Consider the following 13950-nt stretch of genomic DNA (forward strand, 5'->3'; position numbering starts at 1 on the left):
CACGCAGCTATTCCGGTTGCTGAAAGACTGCGCTGCCCGGCCTTTCGGCCGGGCAGAAGTTGCACAATTTGAAATGAATAAGGGCGCCCCAATGTGGAGCGCCCTGCAGAGGTAAGGTCAGCAGAAGTTTCCGCGGGCGCCTTAGTTCTTCTCTTTGTCGACCATCTTGCCGGCCGAGATCCAGGGCATCATGCCGCGCAGCTTGGCGCCGGTCTCTTCGATCAGGTGTTCGTCGTTGGCACGGCGCGAGGCTTTCAGGGTCGGCTGGCCAACCTGGTTTTCCAGCATGAAGTCGCGGACGAACTTGCCCTGCTGAATGTCTTCCAGAACCGCCTTCATGCGCGCTTTGGTCTCGTCGTACTTCAGAATGCGCGGGCCGGTGACGTACTGGCCGTACTCGGCAGTGTTGGAGATCGAGTAGTCCATGTTGGCGATGCCGCCTTCATAGATCAGGTCAACGATCAGCTTCACTTCGTGCAGGCACTCGAAGTAGGCCATTTCCGGGGCGTAGCCGGCTTCGACCAGGGTTTCGAAACCGCAGCGGATCAGCTCAACCAGGCCGCCGCACAGAACTGCCTGCTCGCCGAACAGGTCGGTTTCGCATTCTTCGCGGAAGTTGGTCTCGATGATGCCGGAGCGGCCGCCGCCGATGGCGGAGCAGTAGGACAGGCCGGTTTCCAGCGCCTTGCCGGTGGCGTCGGTGTGCACCGCGACCAGGCAGGGCACGCCGCCGCCTTTGGTGTATTCGCCGCGCACGGTGTGGCCCGGGCCCTTGGGCGCCATCATGATGACGTCAACGCCTTCTTTCGGCTCGATCAGGCCGAAGTGCACGTTCAGGCCGTGGGCAAATGCGATGGCGGCACCCGGACGGATGTTGTCGTGGACGTATTTCTTGTAGGTCTCAGCCTGCAGTTCGTCGGGCATGGTGAACATGATCACGTCGCACCAGGCCGCGGCTTCCGCGATGCCCATGACCTTCAGGCCTTCGCCTTCGGCTTTCTTCGCCGAGGGGGAGCCTTCGCGCAGCGCGACGACAAGGTTCTTGGCGCCGCTGTCGCGCAGGTTCAGCGCGTGGGCGTGGCCCTGGGAGCCATAGCCCAGGATGGCCACTTTCTTGTCCTTGATCAGGTTCACATCGCAATCGCGGTCGTAATAAACGCGCATGATCCACGTCCTTTCGTTAGGTGTTTGAGGGCATCATAGGGAAGCGGGCAGGGAAGGCGATTGCCATTCCGCATGAATTACGCGGTATCTTTGTGATAGTTATTCGTGTTTTTACATGATAGTGACAAATTCATGCTTGATGATCTCGACCGGCGCATTCTCCGCCATCTGCAAAGCGAGCCGGGGCAACCGATTCCGGATCTGGCCGAACGGTTGGGTATGACCGCCTCGCGCCTGTCGCGGCGGCTGGAGAAGCTGCGCGATACCGGCGTGATCCTGGGCCAGCGCGCGGTGATCGACTGGCGCGCTCTGGGATATGAGGTCGAGGTCTCGCTGCGGGTAACGCTGGACAAGACCAACCCGCGGGCCTTTGACGAGTTCATCGAGGCCGCCCGCGGCATTGCCGAAGTGATCGAGATCCAGACCTTTCTGGGCCAGGTCGATGTGCGGCTTTCGGTGATCTCCCGCGACATGCCGCATTACCAGCAGATCTACCGCGCGGGCATTCTGAACCTGCCGCATATCACCGATATCGAGGCGCTGATGCATGTGGCGCGGATCAAGTCGGATGAGGTGCTGCCGGTATGACCTCCCTGGATGATCTCGATTTTGCCCTGCTGCGGGCCTTGTCGGAGGATGCTACCCGGTCGGCGGGTGCTCTGGGGCGGCAGCTGGGCCTCAGCCAGCCCGCCGCCTGGCGGCGGATCAGGCGGTTGCAGGAGGCGGGCATCATCGCAGGCCGCAAACTTGAGCTCGACAAGGAGAAGCTGGGGTTCGGCGTCACCGTCTTTCTCGGCGTGAAACTGGCCACCAAGGGCCGCGTTTCCTTAGAGGATTTCGAACGTGCGGTCTCGGCCATCCCGGAAGTGCAGACGGTGGAGCATGTGCTGGGCATGTATGACTACCGTTTGCGGGTGACAGCGCGGGACATCTCCGACTTCGAGCGCGTGCTGCGCCGCCGGGTGATGACCCTGCCAGGCGTCGGCAATGTGGAGGCCAATGTTCTGTTGAGCGAGGAGCGCCGTCCCGGGCCGCTGGGCTGAAGCAGCCCTTTTGTTGCCGATGTGAAACCGGCTTGGCGCAAATACGGGTGGTTTCTGTCGTGACTGGGCTGTCTTTTTGCCGGGCTGCCGTCAATATCACCCCTCGGAGAACGGCCGCTCCGGTGGATGCCAAGTCAGGGTTTGCCAAAGCCTGCAGCACCGGCTAGCCGTTTCATGAGACATTTCAGGGAGGCCGCAATGGCATTGCTCGATACCGTCGACCCGCAGGGTCTGGATGAATTTTCGGTGGTTTTCACCGACCGCTCGCTCAACCACATGTCCAAGGCTTTTCAGGCCGTGATGCTGGACATCAATGAGATGCTGAAAGAGGTCTACAACGCCGAAGCGGTGGCGCTTGTGCCCGGCGGCGGCACCTATGCGATGGAGTCGGTGGCGCGCCAGTTCGCCCGCGGCGCCAGCGCGCTGGTGGTCAGGAACGGCTGGTTCTCCTACCGCTGGAGTCAGATCTTCGAGGCGGGCGGCTTTACGTCCTCCTCCACCGTGATGAAGGCGCGCCGCACCGGCAATGAATCCGCCTCGCCGTTCGAACCGGCGCCGATTGCCGATGTTGTGGCCGCGATCAAGGAGCAGAAGCCGGACATCGTCTTTGCCCCGCATGTGGAAACCGCGGCCGGCGTGATCCTGCCCGACGACTACGTGACCGCGATGGCCGAAGCGGCGCATGAGGCCGGCGCGCTGATGGTGCTCGATTGCATCGCCAGCGGCTGCGCCTGGATCGACATGAAGGCGACAGGCGTCGACGTGCTGATCTCCGCCCCGCAAAAGGGCTGGAGCGCCTCGCCCTCCGCCGGTCTGGTGATGTTCTCGCAGCGCGCGCTGGCACGGCTGGAAGAGACCGCCTCGGACAGCTTCGCCCTCAACCTGAAACAGTGGCGCACCATCATGAAGGCCTATGAGGACGGCGGACACGCCTATCACGCCACCATGCCGACCGATGCGCTGAAGGCGTTCCGCGACACCATGCTGGAGACCCGGGAGTACGGCTTTGAGAAGCTGCGCGACGCACAATGGGCGCTGGGCAACGGCGTGCGGGCGATGCTGAAGGACAAGGGCATCACCTCGGTCGCCGCAGAGGGCTTTGGCGCGCCGGGTGTGGTGGTGAGCTATACCAGCGATCCGGACGTGCAGAACGGCAAGAAGTTCCTCGCGCTGGGCACCCAGATCGCGGCCGGCGTGCCGCTGCAGTGCGACGAGCCCGCGGATTTCCGCACCTTCCGCCTCGGCCTGTTCGGCCTGGACAAGCTGTATGATGTGGATGCCACCATCGCACGGCTGAAAACCGTCGCGGATCAGGTGCTGTAAAGGCACCAGTCTTCTTCTTTGTAAAAATACTCCCGCCGGAGGCAGCGGCTTTCCCTTGGGAAAGCCGCTTTTACTTCACACCCAACCCCATCTGCATCAGCGTCTTGCGCACCGGCGCCAGCGAATATAGCGCGTTGAGGCCAAAGGCGCGCAGATCGCGCAGCGGGCGCGGCGCCAGCATCGAGGTGCGGTTCAAGAGGTCGATGCCTTTCACCCGCAGCAGGATCTCGCTGTGGCGGGCCTTGTGATAGACCGCCAGCATCTGCGCATCGCCCAGGCCCTCGGGGCGGGCCTCTGCCAGGTCGAGCAGGCAGCGCAGGTCGCCCAGCGACATGTTCAAACCTTGCGCGCCGATCGGCGGCACCACATGGGCGGCCTCGGCCATCAGCGCCAGCCGCTCTCCGATCAGCCGCTCCGCCGACTGGCTGATGATCGGCCAGATGGTGCGGCGCGAGGCCAGCTTCAGATCCCCGAACAACCCGCAGCTGCGCCTGGTCATGGCGGCCTCAAACGCTGCCGGCGCCAGGTTCAGCAGTTCCTGCGCCTTCGGGCCGCGTTCCATCCAGACAACCGCCGACGACGGCTGCCCCTGATAGTCGGGCAACGGCACCAGTGTAAACGGCCCGCCGGAGCGGTGAATCTCGGTGGAGACATTCTCATGCGGCACCGGGTGGGTGACGGCAAAGGCCAGCGCCTTCTGTCCGTAGCGGGTGGTCTTGACTGCAATGCCCGCGGCTTCGCGCATCGGCGAATTGCGGCCGTCGCAGGCGATCACCAGCTTGGCCGTCACCTGGCTGCCGTCGCTGAGGCCGGCGCGTGCCTCGCCGGTGCGGGTAAACAGGGTGGTGGTGCCGGTGCCGAACCGCAGCTCCGCATTGGGCAGCTCTGCCAGCCGGGCAATCATCTCGCGCCGCAAGAGCCAGTTGGGCAGGTTCCACCCGAAGGGCTGGCCGGAGATATCGGCGGCGTTGAAATCCTTGATTACCCGCGGCTCCGGCCGGGCGCCTCCGGCATCGACAATGCGCATGATCTGCAAGGGGGCGGCGTGGTCCGCCAGCCGCGCCCAGATGCCGCAGCGTTCCAGCAGTCCTTTAGCAGGCTGCAGAAAGGCGGTGGTGCGCAGGTCGGAGCCTTCGGCGTCGCGCTCTGTCACCGGCGGGGCCGGGTCGGCGCAGATCACGGAAAAACCGCTGGAGCCAAAAGCGGCGGCTGCGGTCAATCCCGCAATGCCGCCGCCGGAAATCAGGATGTCGCAGGTCTCGGCCATGTTTCAGCCCTCCGTTCTGCCGCCAGAAATAGGCCCGCAAGGAGGGGGAAGACAAGCGGATACCTGGCCGCAGGGGGCCGGCGCGGGCTGCGTGCCCCTTAGCCGCGGGTGATGGTGATCAGCAGGGTGAATACCACCGGCACCATGCAGACCGCAGGGATGTAGAGGCCGGGAATTCCGAACAGCAGGATTGAGCAGCCCCACAGGCTGACCAGGGTTGCAATGGCATAATAGAGGTTCTCTTCCGGGCCGTAGGCGACCTCCTTGATCATCCGCCCCAGCAGCGGCACGGCGAACAGCATCCGCTGCCACAGAGTCAGGCGTTCGGGAAGGGCATATGCGCTCATGAGTCGGTCTCCAGAAGAACGGTTCCGCGGCGCATATAGGGAGGAAAACATGCAGCAAACAGGTCCATTTTGCCGCAGGTGCAAAGAAATGCCGGCATGCGGTTGTGCACATTCGGATATGCGGCGGATGGCGTCTGAACGCGCCGCCGGCAAGGGGCGAAATCAGGTCAGAGCGGCCAGGAAACCGGCCAGATCATCGGAGTGATGGTGGATATGGTCCGCTGTCACAGGCTCCGGCGCCACATGCACCGTGCGCATCCCCATCGCATGCGGGGCGGCGAGGTTGCGTTCGTCATCCTCGAACATCGCCGCCTGCTGCGGGATCACGCCGGCGCGGGCAAAGACCCGGTCAAAGGCGCGGCGTTCCGGCTTGGGGTGGTAATCCGCGTGCTCAACGCCAAAGACCCCGTCGAACAGCCCCGACAGCCCGCGCGCGGCCAGCACCCGCCCGGCATAAGGCGCGGAGCCGTTGGTGTAGACGATCTTCTTGCCCGGCAGGCTGCGGATGGCGGCGGCCAGCGGCGCGTCCTTTTGCAGGTGGTCCATCGAGATGTCATGCACCGCCGCCAGATAGGGTTCCGGGTCCAGGTCATGCTCGCGCATCAGCCCAGCCAGGGTGGTGCCATGCGTGCGCCAGTAATGGCTGCGCAGGCGGTCGGCCTCGGCCCGATCCACCTTGAGGGCGTCCATCACATAGGCCGTCATCCTGACCTCGATCTGGTCGAACAGCCGCGCGGATGGGTGGTACAGGGTGTTGTCGAGATCAAACACCCATTGGGTGACATGCGAAAAGGACTGCTTGGGCATGGTGCCGGAGTAGGACGGGCGTGCCGCGATTGCAATCAAAAGCGCATTTTGCCTGCGGGTTTTCAGCACATTGGCGCCATCAGGGTTGATTGCTGCCCGCCGGGCTGTAGAGATTGGCAAACCGGAAAAGACAGGAACGACCATGAGCCAGAGCCGCAGCAACCAGAAAGATGCCTATGCGCTGATCCTCGAGGCGATCGACTCGGGGATCTACAAGCCCGGCGACCGGCTGGTGGAAAGCGACCTGGCCGAACGCTTTGGCGTTTCGCGCACCCCGATCCGCGAAGCGCTGCAGCGGCTGGAGACGCAATCGCTGCTGGAACGCGACGGGCGCTCGCTGATCGTGGCCTCGCTGGACCACAACCAGATGGCCGAGCTCTATGTGGTGCGGCGCGAGCTGGAGGGGCTGGCGGCGCGGCTGGCGGCGCGCCATGCCACCGAGGAAGAGATCAAGGTGCTGAAGGAGATGGTCGAGGCGGATGACAAGCTGATCGGCGATCCGGCGGCACTGTCCAAGGCCAACCGCCGCTTTCACGAGCAGATCCACCTGGCCTCGCATAACCGCTACCTGGTGCAGCAGCTGGACCTGGTGCACCGTACGATGGCGCTGATGGCGACCACCTCTCTGGCCGCCGAGGGACGCAGCGAGATTGCCCAGTCCGAGCACAAGGGCATTGTCGAAGCGATCAGCCGCCGCGATGAGGGGGCTGCGGGCGAGGCGCTGAAGGAACACATCTCCATCGCCTTCATGACCCGGTTGAAGCAGGACGCCAGAGGGCGGTGACGCTGTGCAGCAGGCGGCGCTTGCGGCACCGTTTCGCCGCGGGTTTCACGCCATGCGCCGTCTTGTCCCAGAAGAAGGGGCGGGCGAGCAGTTCATGCGCTGCCTTGGCCACGGCGATTGCCCCCATCGGAAAATAGAAGATCATCGCAGGTGCCCAGGCCGCCAGCCAGGGCCGCCCCATCGCAGAGGCCGCGGTGATGCTGATGACCAGTCCGAGCAGTTCGAAAAACACCAGAGCCGCCGCCGCCAGTGACAGAAGCAGCGGCGGCACGGTGCTTGCGCTGGGATGCGGCAGTCCCAGGGCGATCAGCCAGAAGGACCACAGCACCGGTGCAAACAGGAACTGCCCGACCGTGCCAAGGAAAAACGCCTGGAACCCCAGGAACCGCCTCCAGCCGAGTTCCGCCAGCAGCCGCAGCGGCTGCCGCATATGCACAAGGTAGGTCACCATGAACCCCTTCAGCCAGCGTGAACGCTGCTTGACCCAGGGCCAGGGCCGGCAGTTGGCTTCCTCGAATGTGGTGCTGGGCAGCATTTCGGTGCGGTAGCCCGCGCGGTAGAGCCTGACGCCCAGATCCGCGTCCTCGGTAACATTGTGGGCATCCCAGCCGCCGAGGTCCTCCAGCACCGAGCGGCGGACAAACATGGTGGTGCCGCCCAGAGGCACCACCAGGCCCAGGCTGGCGATGCCGTGCAGCACGATGCGGAACCAGCTGGCATATTCCAGCGTGAAACAGCGGGAAATCCAGTTGGTGCCGGGGTTGTAATAGTCGAGAACGCCCTGAAAGCAGGCGGTGCTCTTGTCCGCACGGGCAAAGGCCTCGGCCACAAGGTCCAGCTGATCCGCCTGCGGTGCGTCCTCCGCGTCCCAGACCCCGATAATCGAGCCGCGGCAGAAGTTCAGCGCATAGTTCATGGCTCTTGGTTTGGTGGTCAGCCCGCCGAACGCCGGAACCTCCACCACCCGGATCCAGGGCGGCAAACGGGTGGCGGCCAGCGCAGCGCGTGTGACAGCATCATGTTCCTCCAGCACCAGGATCACGTCGGTCAATGCCCGCGGGTAGCTGAGTTTGCGAATGCGCGAAAGCAGCGCGCGGCTGATCTCGGCTTCCTTAAACAGCGGGACCATGACCGAAATGACTGGCCGGACGGGCCGCGCAGGACAGGTGGCAGGCCGCCATCGGGGCAAGCCGCGGCGGCGGAACCGGGTGGACCAGTAGGCAGCAAGCCCGCAGAGTTTCAGCACCGTGAACAGCAGCACCGACAGCAGCGCCAGCAGGCTGAGAGTGGTGAAGACTGCTGCCGGTGCAGTCCAAGCCAGGTACAGCGCGGGCGGGGTGCAGGCGGCGAGCAGCGCACGGCCCCTGGCGGGCTGCAGGGTGCGGCAGCTCAGCCTCGGGATAACGCTGCAGCTGGCCTGGCGCACCAGGGCAGGGCTGAAATGTGCGGTCAGAAGCGCGGTGATCTGCGCCTCGCTGGCCAGTACCGGGGTGATGCTGGCAAAACTGCCGTGCAATTCGCTCAGCAACTCTTCGAACCGGTCCGGATGGGCAATCGCGACGGTCACGGTCTGGCCCAGCTGCATCCAGGGCAGCGCGGAGTGGCGCAGCCAGAACTGAGCGGGTTTTCGGGCCAGCAGCCGGGCATTGGCGACCTGGCCGTTCAGGTCGGCGCGCTGCATCCGGTATTGCCGGGCCAGCGTGTCCTGGACCTGGTCTTCGCTGGCCAGCCCTTCGGCCACCAGCACCCGTCCCAGCGCCGCCTTCTGGTGCTGGCGCAGCACCAGCGCCTTCATCATGCTGCCGCCATCCACCGGCTGCGGCAAAGCCGGAGTCCGTTTCCCGGCAGTTTGCGGCTGCCGAAACTGCCGCAACGGTTGTGACACAAAACCCATTGGCTGCCCGCACCTAGGAACCCTACAGGCGCTCAGGCTGGCGGCGGTGCTTTAAGAATTGGTAAATTCAGTGTTAACCATGCCGCTGGACGGCATGGTTAACAGATTTTTTACGCAGATTTGCGCGCGGCCATCGCCTCGGCAAAGCGTTCGAACAGGTAGAAGCTGTCCTGCGGGCCGGGGCTGGCCTCGGGGTGGTGCTGAACCGAATAGACCGGGCGGCCGGAAACGCGGATGCCGCAGTTGGAGCCGTCGAACAGCGACACGTGTGTCTCTTCCACGCCTTCCGGCAGGGTCTGCGCGTCAACCGCAAAACCGTGGTTCATCGAGGTGATCTCGACCTTGCCGGTGGCGTGTTCCTTGACCGGGTGGTTGGCGCCGTGGTGGCCGTGGTTCATCTTGACGGTCCTGGCCCCCAGGGCCAGCGCCAGCATCTGGTGGCCCAGGCAGATGCCAAAGACCGGCAGGCCGGTCTTCAGGACTTCCTGGATCATCGGCACCGCGTATTCGCCGGTGGCGGCCGGGTCGCCCGGGCCATTGGACAGGAACACGCCGTCGGGGCTGTGGGCCAGCACCTCTTCCGCGGTGGCGGTGGCGGGCAGCACGGTCACGTCGCAGCCGGCGGAGGCGAGGCAGCGCAGGATGTTGCGCTTGGCGCCATAGTCAACGGCCACAACCTTGTGCTTGGGCGCTTCCTGGCGGGCATAGCCCTCCGGCCAGGCCCAGCGCATCTCGTCCCAGCGGTAGCTCTGGGCGCAGGAAACCTCCTTGGCCAGGTCGAGACCGACCAGGCCGGACCATTCCCGCGCCTTGGCAACCAGCGCCTCGACGTCGAAGTTGCCCTCCGGGTCGTGGGCCAGGGCAGCATGCGGTGCCCCCTGCTGGCGGATCGCGCGGGTCAGGCGGCGGGTGTCGATGCCGCCGATGGCGATGCGGCCGGTGCGGGTCAGCCAGTCCTTCAGCTCCTCGGTGGCGCGCCAGTTGGAGGCCAGCGTCGGATCCCATTTCACCACCATGCCTGCGGCGACGGGGTCGGCGGTCTCGTCATCCTCGGGCGTCACGCCGGTGTTGCCGATATGGGGGAAGGTGAAGGTGACGATCTGGCCGGCATAGGAGGGGTCGGTCATGATCTCCTGATAGCCGGTCATTGCGGTGTTGAAGCAGAGCTCGGCCACGGTGTCGCCGGTGGCGCCGAAACCGGTGCCGTAAAAGACGGTGCCATCTGCGAGCGCCAGGCATGCGGTGGGCTTGGACGGGGCGGAAGCGGCCATTGCGCGAGTCTCCATGCGGTGAAATTCATGGGCTTGTAAGGGGAGCGCAGTAGCGGGTCAAGCCTGCAAGGCGGGACGGGCTGACGCGGGGTCCGGAATTGAAAATTTACAGCAAACTTGCACAGGGGCCGCAGAATGGATAACCATCAGTGTCCGGCAACCATGGGGATGCTTTTGAATATGGATACGCGCACACGGGTCAATCAGGCCCTGAAGCAGGCGATGAAAGACAAGGCGGCCGAGCGGCTGTGCACGCTGCGGCTGATCAATGCGGCGATCAAGGACCGGGAGATTGCCGCCCGCGCCGATGGCGAGGAGGGCGGCATCGATGAAGGAGAAATCCTTGCCATCCTGGGCAAGATGACCAAGCAGCGCAAGGAAAGCGCCCGCGCCTACGAGGAAGGCGGGCGGCTGGACCTGGCGGAGCGGGAACTGGGCGAGATTGCCATCATCGAGGAATTCCTGCCGCAGCAGCTGAGCGACGATGAAGTCGATGAGGCGATCACCGCGGCGGTGGCGGAAACCGGTGCCGAATCGATCCGCGACATGGGCAAGGTGATGGGCGCCCTGAAGGCGAGATACACCGGCCAGATGGACTTTGGCAAAGCAGGCCCGATGGTCAAGGACCAGCTCTGCAGCAAGGGCGGCTGCTGAGGTCTTTTCCGGCGGGCGGGAACCGCGCTGATGCGCGGTGCCTCCGGCGGAAGTATTGCCGGAAAGATGAAGAGAGCAGGCCCGCTTTGGCGGGCCTTTTCCATTTGCTCAGCGGGAAAAGGCGGTTTTGAGATCGCCGTACAGCGCCACCCGTTCGTCTTCTGACAGGAAGGCGCCGATCTCCACCTCGCGGCCGCAGCCGCGCAGGGTGACATAATGCGGCACCGGCCCGTCATCGTCATGCATCTCGACGCTGGCCCAATAGCGGTTGCAGTGCCAGCTTTGCCGCCCGCCGTCGGGGTTGATGCGCTCCAGCCGGGCCTCCTCGGGTCCGATGGTCAGCACTTCGAGGATCTGGTGGTCGCGGCGGCTGCGGTCGAGGGCAAACTTCATCCCGAACAGCGCCAGCAGCAGGAACGGCAGCACCCCCCACAGCAGGGTCGAGCCCAGCACAGGTACCAGCGGCACGCAGATCAGCGCCGCGGTCAGTCCGAGGAAGCGTGCATAGCCTTGGGCAGGCAGCGACTGATGCGGCCAGAGATGCAGCTCGCGCTCGGCGCCGGTTTCAGGGCGGGTCCAGTTGTAGGGCATTGGATTGCGCCTGCGGAAGAAGAGTGGTCTTAGTGAAAGATGTGGCGGAAATGGCGGATTTCCACTGCGGGCCATTACCGCAGGCAGGCCGCATGAAAAAGGCCCCGGAGCATCTGCGCCGGGGCCTTTTGCCGATGTCACGATCTCAGCCGCTTAGTGCGAGTGCGAGCGGTCCCAGTCTTCCTGCTTGGGCAGGATTTCAAAGGTATGCTCGGGCGGCGGAGAGGGCAGGGTCCACTCCAGGGTGTCCGCGTATTCGTTCCAGTAGTTGTTCTGGGTGACACGGGCACCGCGCAGCAGCGAATAGATCACCACGCCGAAGAACAGCAGGAACGAGGCAAAGGACAGGAACGCGCCGTAGGAGGAGATCTTGTTCCAGTAGGCAAAGCCTTCCGGGTAGTCGATGTAGCGGCGCGGCATGCCCTGGCGGCCCAGGAAGTGCTGCGGGAAGAACGTCAGGTTGGCGCCGATGAAGAACATCCAGAAATGGATCTGGGCACCCAGCTCGTTGTACTGGCGGCCGGTCATCTTGCCGAAGTAGAAGTAGACGCCCGAGAAGATCGCGAACACGGCACCGAGGCTCATCACGTAGTGGAAGTGGGCCACAACGTAGTAGGTGTCATGATAGGCACGGTCCACGGAGGCCTGAGACAGAACCACGCCGGTCACGCCGCCAACGGTGAACAGGAACAGGAAGCCGAAGGCGAACATCATCGGTGCCTTGAACTCGATCGAGCCGCCCCACATGGTGGCGATCCACGAGAACACCTTCACGCCCGTGGGCACCGCGATCACCATGGTGGCCAGCATGAAGTAGGCCTGCTGGTTCAGCGACATGCCGACGGTGTACATGTGGTGCGCCCACACGACAAAGCCGAGCACGCCGATGGCGATGATCGCCCAGACCATCGGCAGGTAGCCGAACACCGGCTTGCGTGCGAAGGTGGCGATGACGTGGGAGATGATGCCGAAGCCGGGCAGGATCACGATATACACTTCCGGGTGGCCGAAGAACCACAGGATGTGCTGATACAGGATCGGGTCGCCGCCGCCGGCTGCGTCAAAGAAGGTGAAGCCGAAGTTGCGGTCCATCAGCAGCATGGTGATGGCGCCGGCCAGAACCGGCAAGCTCAGCAGGATCAGCCAGGAGGTGACGAAGATCGACCAGGAGAACAGCGGCACCTTGAACAGGGTCATGCCCGGCGCGCGCATGTTCAGGAAGGTGGTGATCATGTTGATCGCACCCAGGATCGACGAAGCGCCCGAGACGTGCACGGCGAAAATCGCCAGGTCCATCGAGTAACCGCCCTCGTTCACGGAGAGCGGCGGGTACAGAACCCAGCCGACGCCGGAGCCCAGCTGGTCATTGCCGCCCGGGGAGACAACCGAGAGGACCGCCAGCGAGGTGCCTGCGACATACATCCAGAACGACAGGTTGTTCATGCGCGGGAAGGCCATGTCCGGTGCGCCGATCTGCAGCGGCATGAAATAGTTGCCGAAACCGCCGAACAGCGCGGGAATCACCACGAAGAACATCATCAGGATGCCGTGGGCGGTGATCATCACGTTCCAGAGGTGGCCGTTCGGGGTACATTCCGCGGCGGAATCGGCGACAAGGCGCGCACCCTCCAGGCACATGTACTGAACGCCGGGTTCCATCAGCTCGAGCCGCATATAGACGGTGAAGATGACGGAGATGAGACCTGCAATCGCCGAGACGATCAGGTAAAGAATGCCGATATCCTTATGGTTCGTGCTCATGAACCAGCGGGTGAAAAAGCTCCGCTCGTCCTCGTGGCCGTGACCATGAATGGCTGCGTCTGCCATTTAGGTGCCTCCTGCTGCATAACGAAAGGCCCCCGGAGACGGACTCCGGGCGGCCTGGATTCCTTGGGAGTATTAGAGCGGCCCGCCGGGGCCTTCAATGGCGGAGTTTGATCTGGATCAAGATTTATTGCCGCAGGGACTTGAACGCCATTCCGGGCCCTGCGGAGGGGGGTGCTTGACCTGGCCGGGCGGCGCGCGCACAACCGGGGGAACGCCAGAAAAAGGAGGCCCGGCGCATGCCCGCTTATGACCCCGACAATATCTTTGCCAAGCTGCTGCGCGGCGAGATCCCCGCGACCCGCGTCTATGAGGACGGCGAGACGCTGGCTTTCATGGATATCATGCCGCGTGCCGACGGGCACCTCCTGGTGATTCCAAAGACACCCTGCCGCAATCTGCTGGATGCCAGCCCTGCGCAGCTGGCGGCAGTGATGCTGACGGTGCAGAAACTGTCGCAGGCGGTGGTCAAGGCGTTTGGTGCCGATGGTGTCACCGTGCAGCAGTTCAACGAGGCAGCAGGCGGGCAGGAAGTGTTCCACCTGCACATGCATGTGCTGCCGCGCCGCGCAGGCGACCGCCTGCGCCCGCCGGGGCAGATGGGGGACATGGCGCTGATCGGGGAACAGGCGGAAAAGATCCGCGCAGCCCTTTCCGAAGAGTAATGCCCGCTCCGCATTGCTTTGCGGATAACCGGCAAACGCCGCCTTTGCAGAAGGCGGCGTTCCCACCCATGAATATGGGCTTTTGAATTAAATGTTGAATTTTAGTTGAATTTGATCATAGCTGTTTCCCAAATTAGTTGTAGGTCAAAGAGGGCGCGCGCGCCCAAGCGTATGGGGCCCCAAGAATTGGGGGTGATCCGGCATGGTATGCCAGCTCTGCTCAGGGTGGCATCAGCCGGGAATTTTCAGTTGACAGGCTGGCTGCCTGAAACATCCGGGCCGGATGGCCCGCACCTCTGCGCAGGATTGCAGGGCA

At 63.9% G+C, this 13950-nt stretch carries 14 protein-coding genes; 6 read left to right on the forward strand and 8 right to left on the reverse strand.

Annotation, left to right across the window (positions count from 1 at the left end; all coding sequences use genetic code 11):
* Positions 1–141 precede the first annotated feature (141 nt).
* Positions 142–1164: a ketol-acid reductoisomerase gene (gene ilvC / locus OKQ63_RS04510; RefSeq protein ID WP_264212774.1), complete on the reverse strand. Its 1023-nt coding sequence runs from the start codon at positions 1162–1164 to the stop codon at positions 142–144.
* Positions 1165–1296: 132 nt separating this feature from the next.
* Between ilvC and OKQ63_RS04515 the strand changes: the two genes are divergently transcribed.
* The 3 genes from OKQ63_RS04515 (at position 1297) to OKQ63_RS04525 (ending at position 3530) form a co-directional block, all read left to right on the forward strand.
* Positions 1297–1752, forward strand: a complete 456-nt coding sequence (locus tag OKQ63_RS04515; RefSeq protein ID WP_264212775.1) for an Lrp/AsnC family transcriptional regulator — start codon at positions 1297–1299, stop codon at positions 1750–1752.
* Positions 1749–2207, forward strand: coding sequence for an Lrp/AsnC family transcriptional regulator (locus OKQ63_RS04520; RefSeq protein ID WP_264212776.1), 459 nt, complete (start codon positions 1749–1751; stop codon positions 2205–2207). The genes OKQ63_RS04515 and OKQ63_RS04520 overlap by 4 nt, the downstream gene beginning before the upstream one ends.
* A gap of 198 nt (positions 2208–2405) precedes the next feature.
* On the forward strand, positions 2406–3530 hold the full coding sequence (locus OKQ63_RS04525; protein WP_264212777.1) for an aminotransferase class V-fold PLP-dependent enzyme: 1125 nt from the start codon (positions 2406–2408) through the stop codon (positions 3528–3530).
* A gap of 70 nt (positions 3531–3600) precedes the next feature.
* Here the strand turns inward: OKQ63_RS04525 and OKQ63_RS04530 are convergent, their stop codons facing one another.
* The 3 genes from OKQ63_RS04530 to OKQ63_RS04540 form a co-directional block, all read right to left on the reverse strand.
* Positions 3601–4797, reverse strand: a complete 1197-nt coding sequence (locus OKQ63_RS04530; RefSeq protein WP_264212778.1) for a UbiH/UbiF family hydroxylase — start codon at positions 4795–4797, stop codon at positions 3601–3603.
* Positions 4798–4895: 98 nt separating this feature from the next.
* Positions 4896–5144, reverse strand: a complete 249-nt coding sequence (locus OKQ63_RS04535; protein ID WP_264212779.1) for a hypothetical protein — start codon at positions 5142–5144, stop codon at positions 4896–4898.
* A gap of 162 nt (positions 5145–5306) precedes the next feature.
* The gene (locus OKQ63_RS04540; RefSeq protein ID WP_264213876.1) at positions 5307–5951 is read right to left on the reverse strand and encodes a pyrimidine 5'-nucleotidase; all 645 of its coding nucleotides are present in this window, start codon (positions 5949–5951) and stop codon (positions 5307–5309) included.
* A 142-nt stretch (positions 5952–6093) separates the two neighbouring features.
* Here OKQ63_RS04540 and OKQ63_RS04545 point away from each other — a divergent pair, with 142 nt between their 5' ends.
* Positions 6094–6735, forward strand: a complete 642-nt coding sequence (locus OKQ63_RS04545; RefSeq protein ID WP_264212780.1) for a GntR family transcriptional regulator — start codon at positions 6094–6096, stop codon at positions 6733–6735.
* Here the strand turns inward: OKQ63_RS04545 and OKQ63_RS04550 are convergent.
* Together OKQ63_RS04550 and carA are read right to left on the reverse strand one after the other, a co-directional pair.
* Positions 6698–8533 (reverse strand): glycosyltransferase, encoded by a 1836-nt coding sequence (locus OKQ63_RS04550; protein ID WP_491546752.1) that lies wholly within the window; start codon positions 8531–8533, stop codon positions 6698–6700. The genes OKQ63_RS04545 and OKQ63_RS04550 overlap by 38 nt on opposite strands.
* A gap of 206 nt (positions 8534–8739) precedes the next feature.
* Positions 8740–9900, reverse strand: coding sequence for a glutamine-hydrolyzing carbamoyl-phosphate synthase small subunit (gene carA, locus OKQ63_RS04555; protein ID WP_264212782.1), 1161 nt, complete (start codon positions 9898–9900; stop codon positions 8740–8742).
* Between the two features lie 180 nt (positions 9901–10080).
* Between carA and OKQ63_RS04560 the strand changes: the two genes are divergently transcribed.
* Positions 10081–10554, forward strand: a complete 474-nt coding sequence (locus OKQ63_RS04560; protein ID WP_264212783.1) for a GatB/YqeY domain-containing protein — start codon at positions 10081–10083, stop codon at positions 10552–10554.
* A 108-nt stretch (positions 10555–10662) separates the two neighbouring features.
* On the opposite strand, the gene OKQ63_RS04565 is transcribed toward OKQ63_RS04560, so the two are convergent.
* Together OKQ63_RS04565 and ctaD are read right to left on the reverse strand one after the other, a co-directional pair.
* Complete coding sequence (locus tag OKQ63_RS04565; RefSeq protein WP_264212784.1) at positions 10663–11145, reverse strand: DUF2244 domain-containing protein; 483 nt, start codon at positions 11143–11145, stop codon at positions 10663–10665.
* Positions 11146–11298: 153 nt separating this feature from the next.
* Positions 11299–12972: a cytochrome c oxidase subunit I gene (gene ctaD, locus OKQ63_RS04570; protein ID WP_264212785.1), complete on the reverse strand. Its 1674-nt coding sequence runs from the start codon at positions 12970–12972 to the stop codon at positions 11299–11301.
* Positions 12973–13208: 236 nt separating this feature from the next.
* Here ctaD and OKQ63_RS04575 point away from each other — a divergent pair, with 236 nt between their 5' ends.
* Positions 13209–13634, forward strand: coding sequence for an HIT family protein (locus tag OKQ63_RS04575; protein ID WP_264212786.1), 426 nt, complete (start codon positions 13209–13211; stop codon positions 13632–13634).
* The last annotated feature ends 316 nt before the right edge of the window (positions 13635–13950 follow it).

Origin of the sequence: Leisingera thetidis, from assembly GCF_025857195.1 — a bacterium.
Lineage (GTDB): Bacteria > Pseudomonadota > Alphaproteobacteria > Rhodobacterales > Rhodobacteraceae > Leisingera > Leisingera thetidis.

What these genes read in the sequence shown, in the direction of transcription:
- ilvC (WP_264212774.1), bottom strand. Translation starts at nt 1,164, where the DNA reads ATGCGCGTTTATTACGACCGCGATTGCGATGTGAACCTGATCAAGGAC.
- OKQ63_RS04515 (WP_264212775.1), top strand. Translation starts at nt 1,297, where the DNA reads ATGCTTGATGATCTCGACCGGCGCATTCTCCGCCATCTGCAAAGCGAG.
- OKQ63_RS04520 (WP_264212776.1), top strand. Translation starts at nt 1,749, where the DNA reads ATGACCTCCCTGGATGATCTCGATTTTGCCCTGCTGCGGGCCTTGTCG.
- OKQ63_RS04525 (WP_264212777.1), top strand. Translation starts at nt 2,406, where the DNA reads ATGGCATTGCTCGATACCGTCGACCCGCAGGGTCTGGATGAATTTTCG.
- OKQ63_RS04530 (WP_264212778.1), bottom strand. Translation starts at nt 4,797, where the DNA reads ATGGCCGAGACCTGCGACATCCTGATTTCCGGCGGCGGCATTGCGGGA.
- OKQ63_RS04535 (WP_264212779.1), bottom strand. Translation starts at nt 5,144, where the DNA reads ATGAGCGCATATGCCCTTCCCGAACGCCTGACTCTGTGGCAGCGGATG.
- OKQ63_RS04540 (WP_264213876.1), bottom strand. Translation starts at nt 5,951, where the DNA reads ATGCCCAAGCAGTCCTTTTCGCATGTCACCCAATGGGTGTTTGATCTC.
- OKQ63_RS04545 (WP_264212780.1), top strand. Translation starts at nt 6,094, where the DNA reads ATGAGCCAGAGCCGCAGCAACCAGAAAGATGCCTATGCGCTGATCCTC.
- OKQ63_RS04550 (WP_491546752.1), bottom strand. Translation starts at nt 8,533, where the DNA reads ATGATGAAGGCGCTGGTGCTGCGCCAGCACCAGAAGGCGGCGCTGGGA.
- carA (WP_264212782.1), bottom strand. Translation starts at nt 9,900, where the DNA reads ATGGCCGCTTCCGCCCCGTCCAAGCCCACCGCATGCCTGGCGCTCGCA.
- OKQ63_RS04560 (WP_264212783.1), top strand. Translation starts at nt 10,081, where the DNA reads ATGGATACGCGCACACGGGTCAATCAGGCCCTGAAGCAGGCGATGAAA.
- OKQ63_RS04565 (WP_264212784.1), bottom strand. Translation starts at nt 11,145, where the DNA reads ATGCCCTACAACTGGACCCGCCCTGAAACCGGCGCCGAGCGCGAGCTG.
- ctaD (WP_264212785.1), bottom strand. Translation starts at nt 12,972, where the DNA reads ATGGCAGACGCAGCCATTCATGGTCACGGCCACGAGGACGAGCGGAGC.
- OKQ63_RS04575 (WP_264212786.1), top strand. Translation starts at nt 13,209, where the DNA reads ATGCCCGCTTATGACCCCGACAATATCTTTGCCAAGCTGCTGCGCGGC.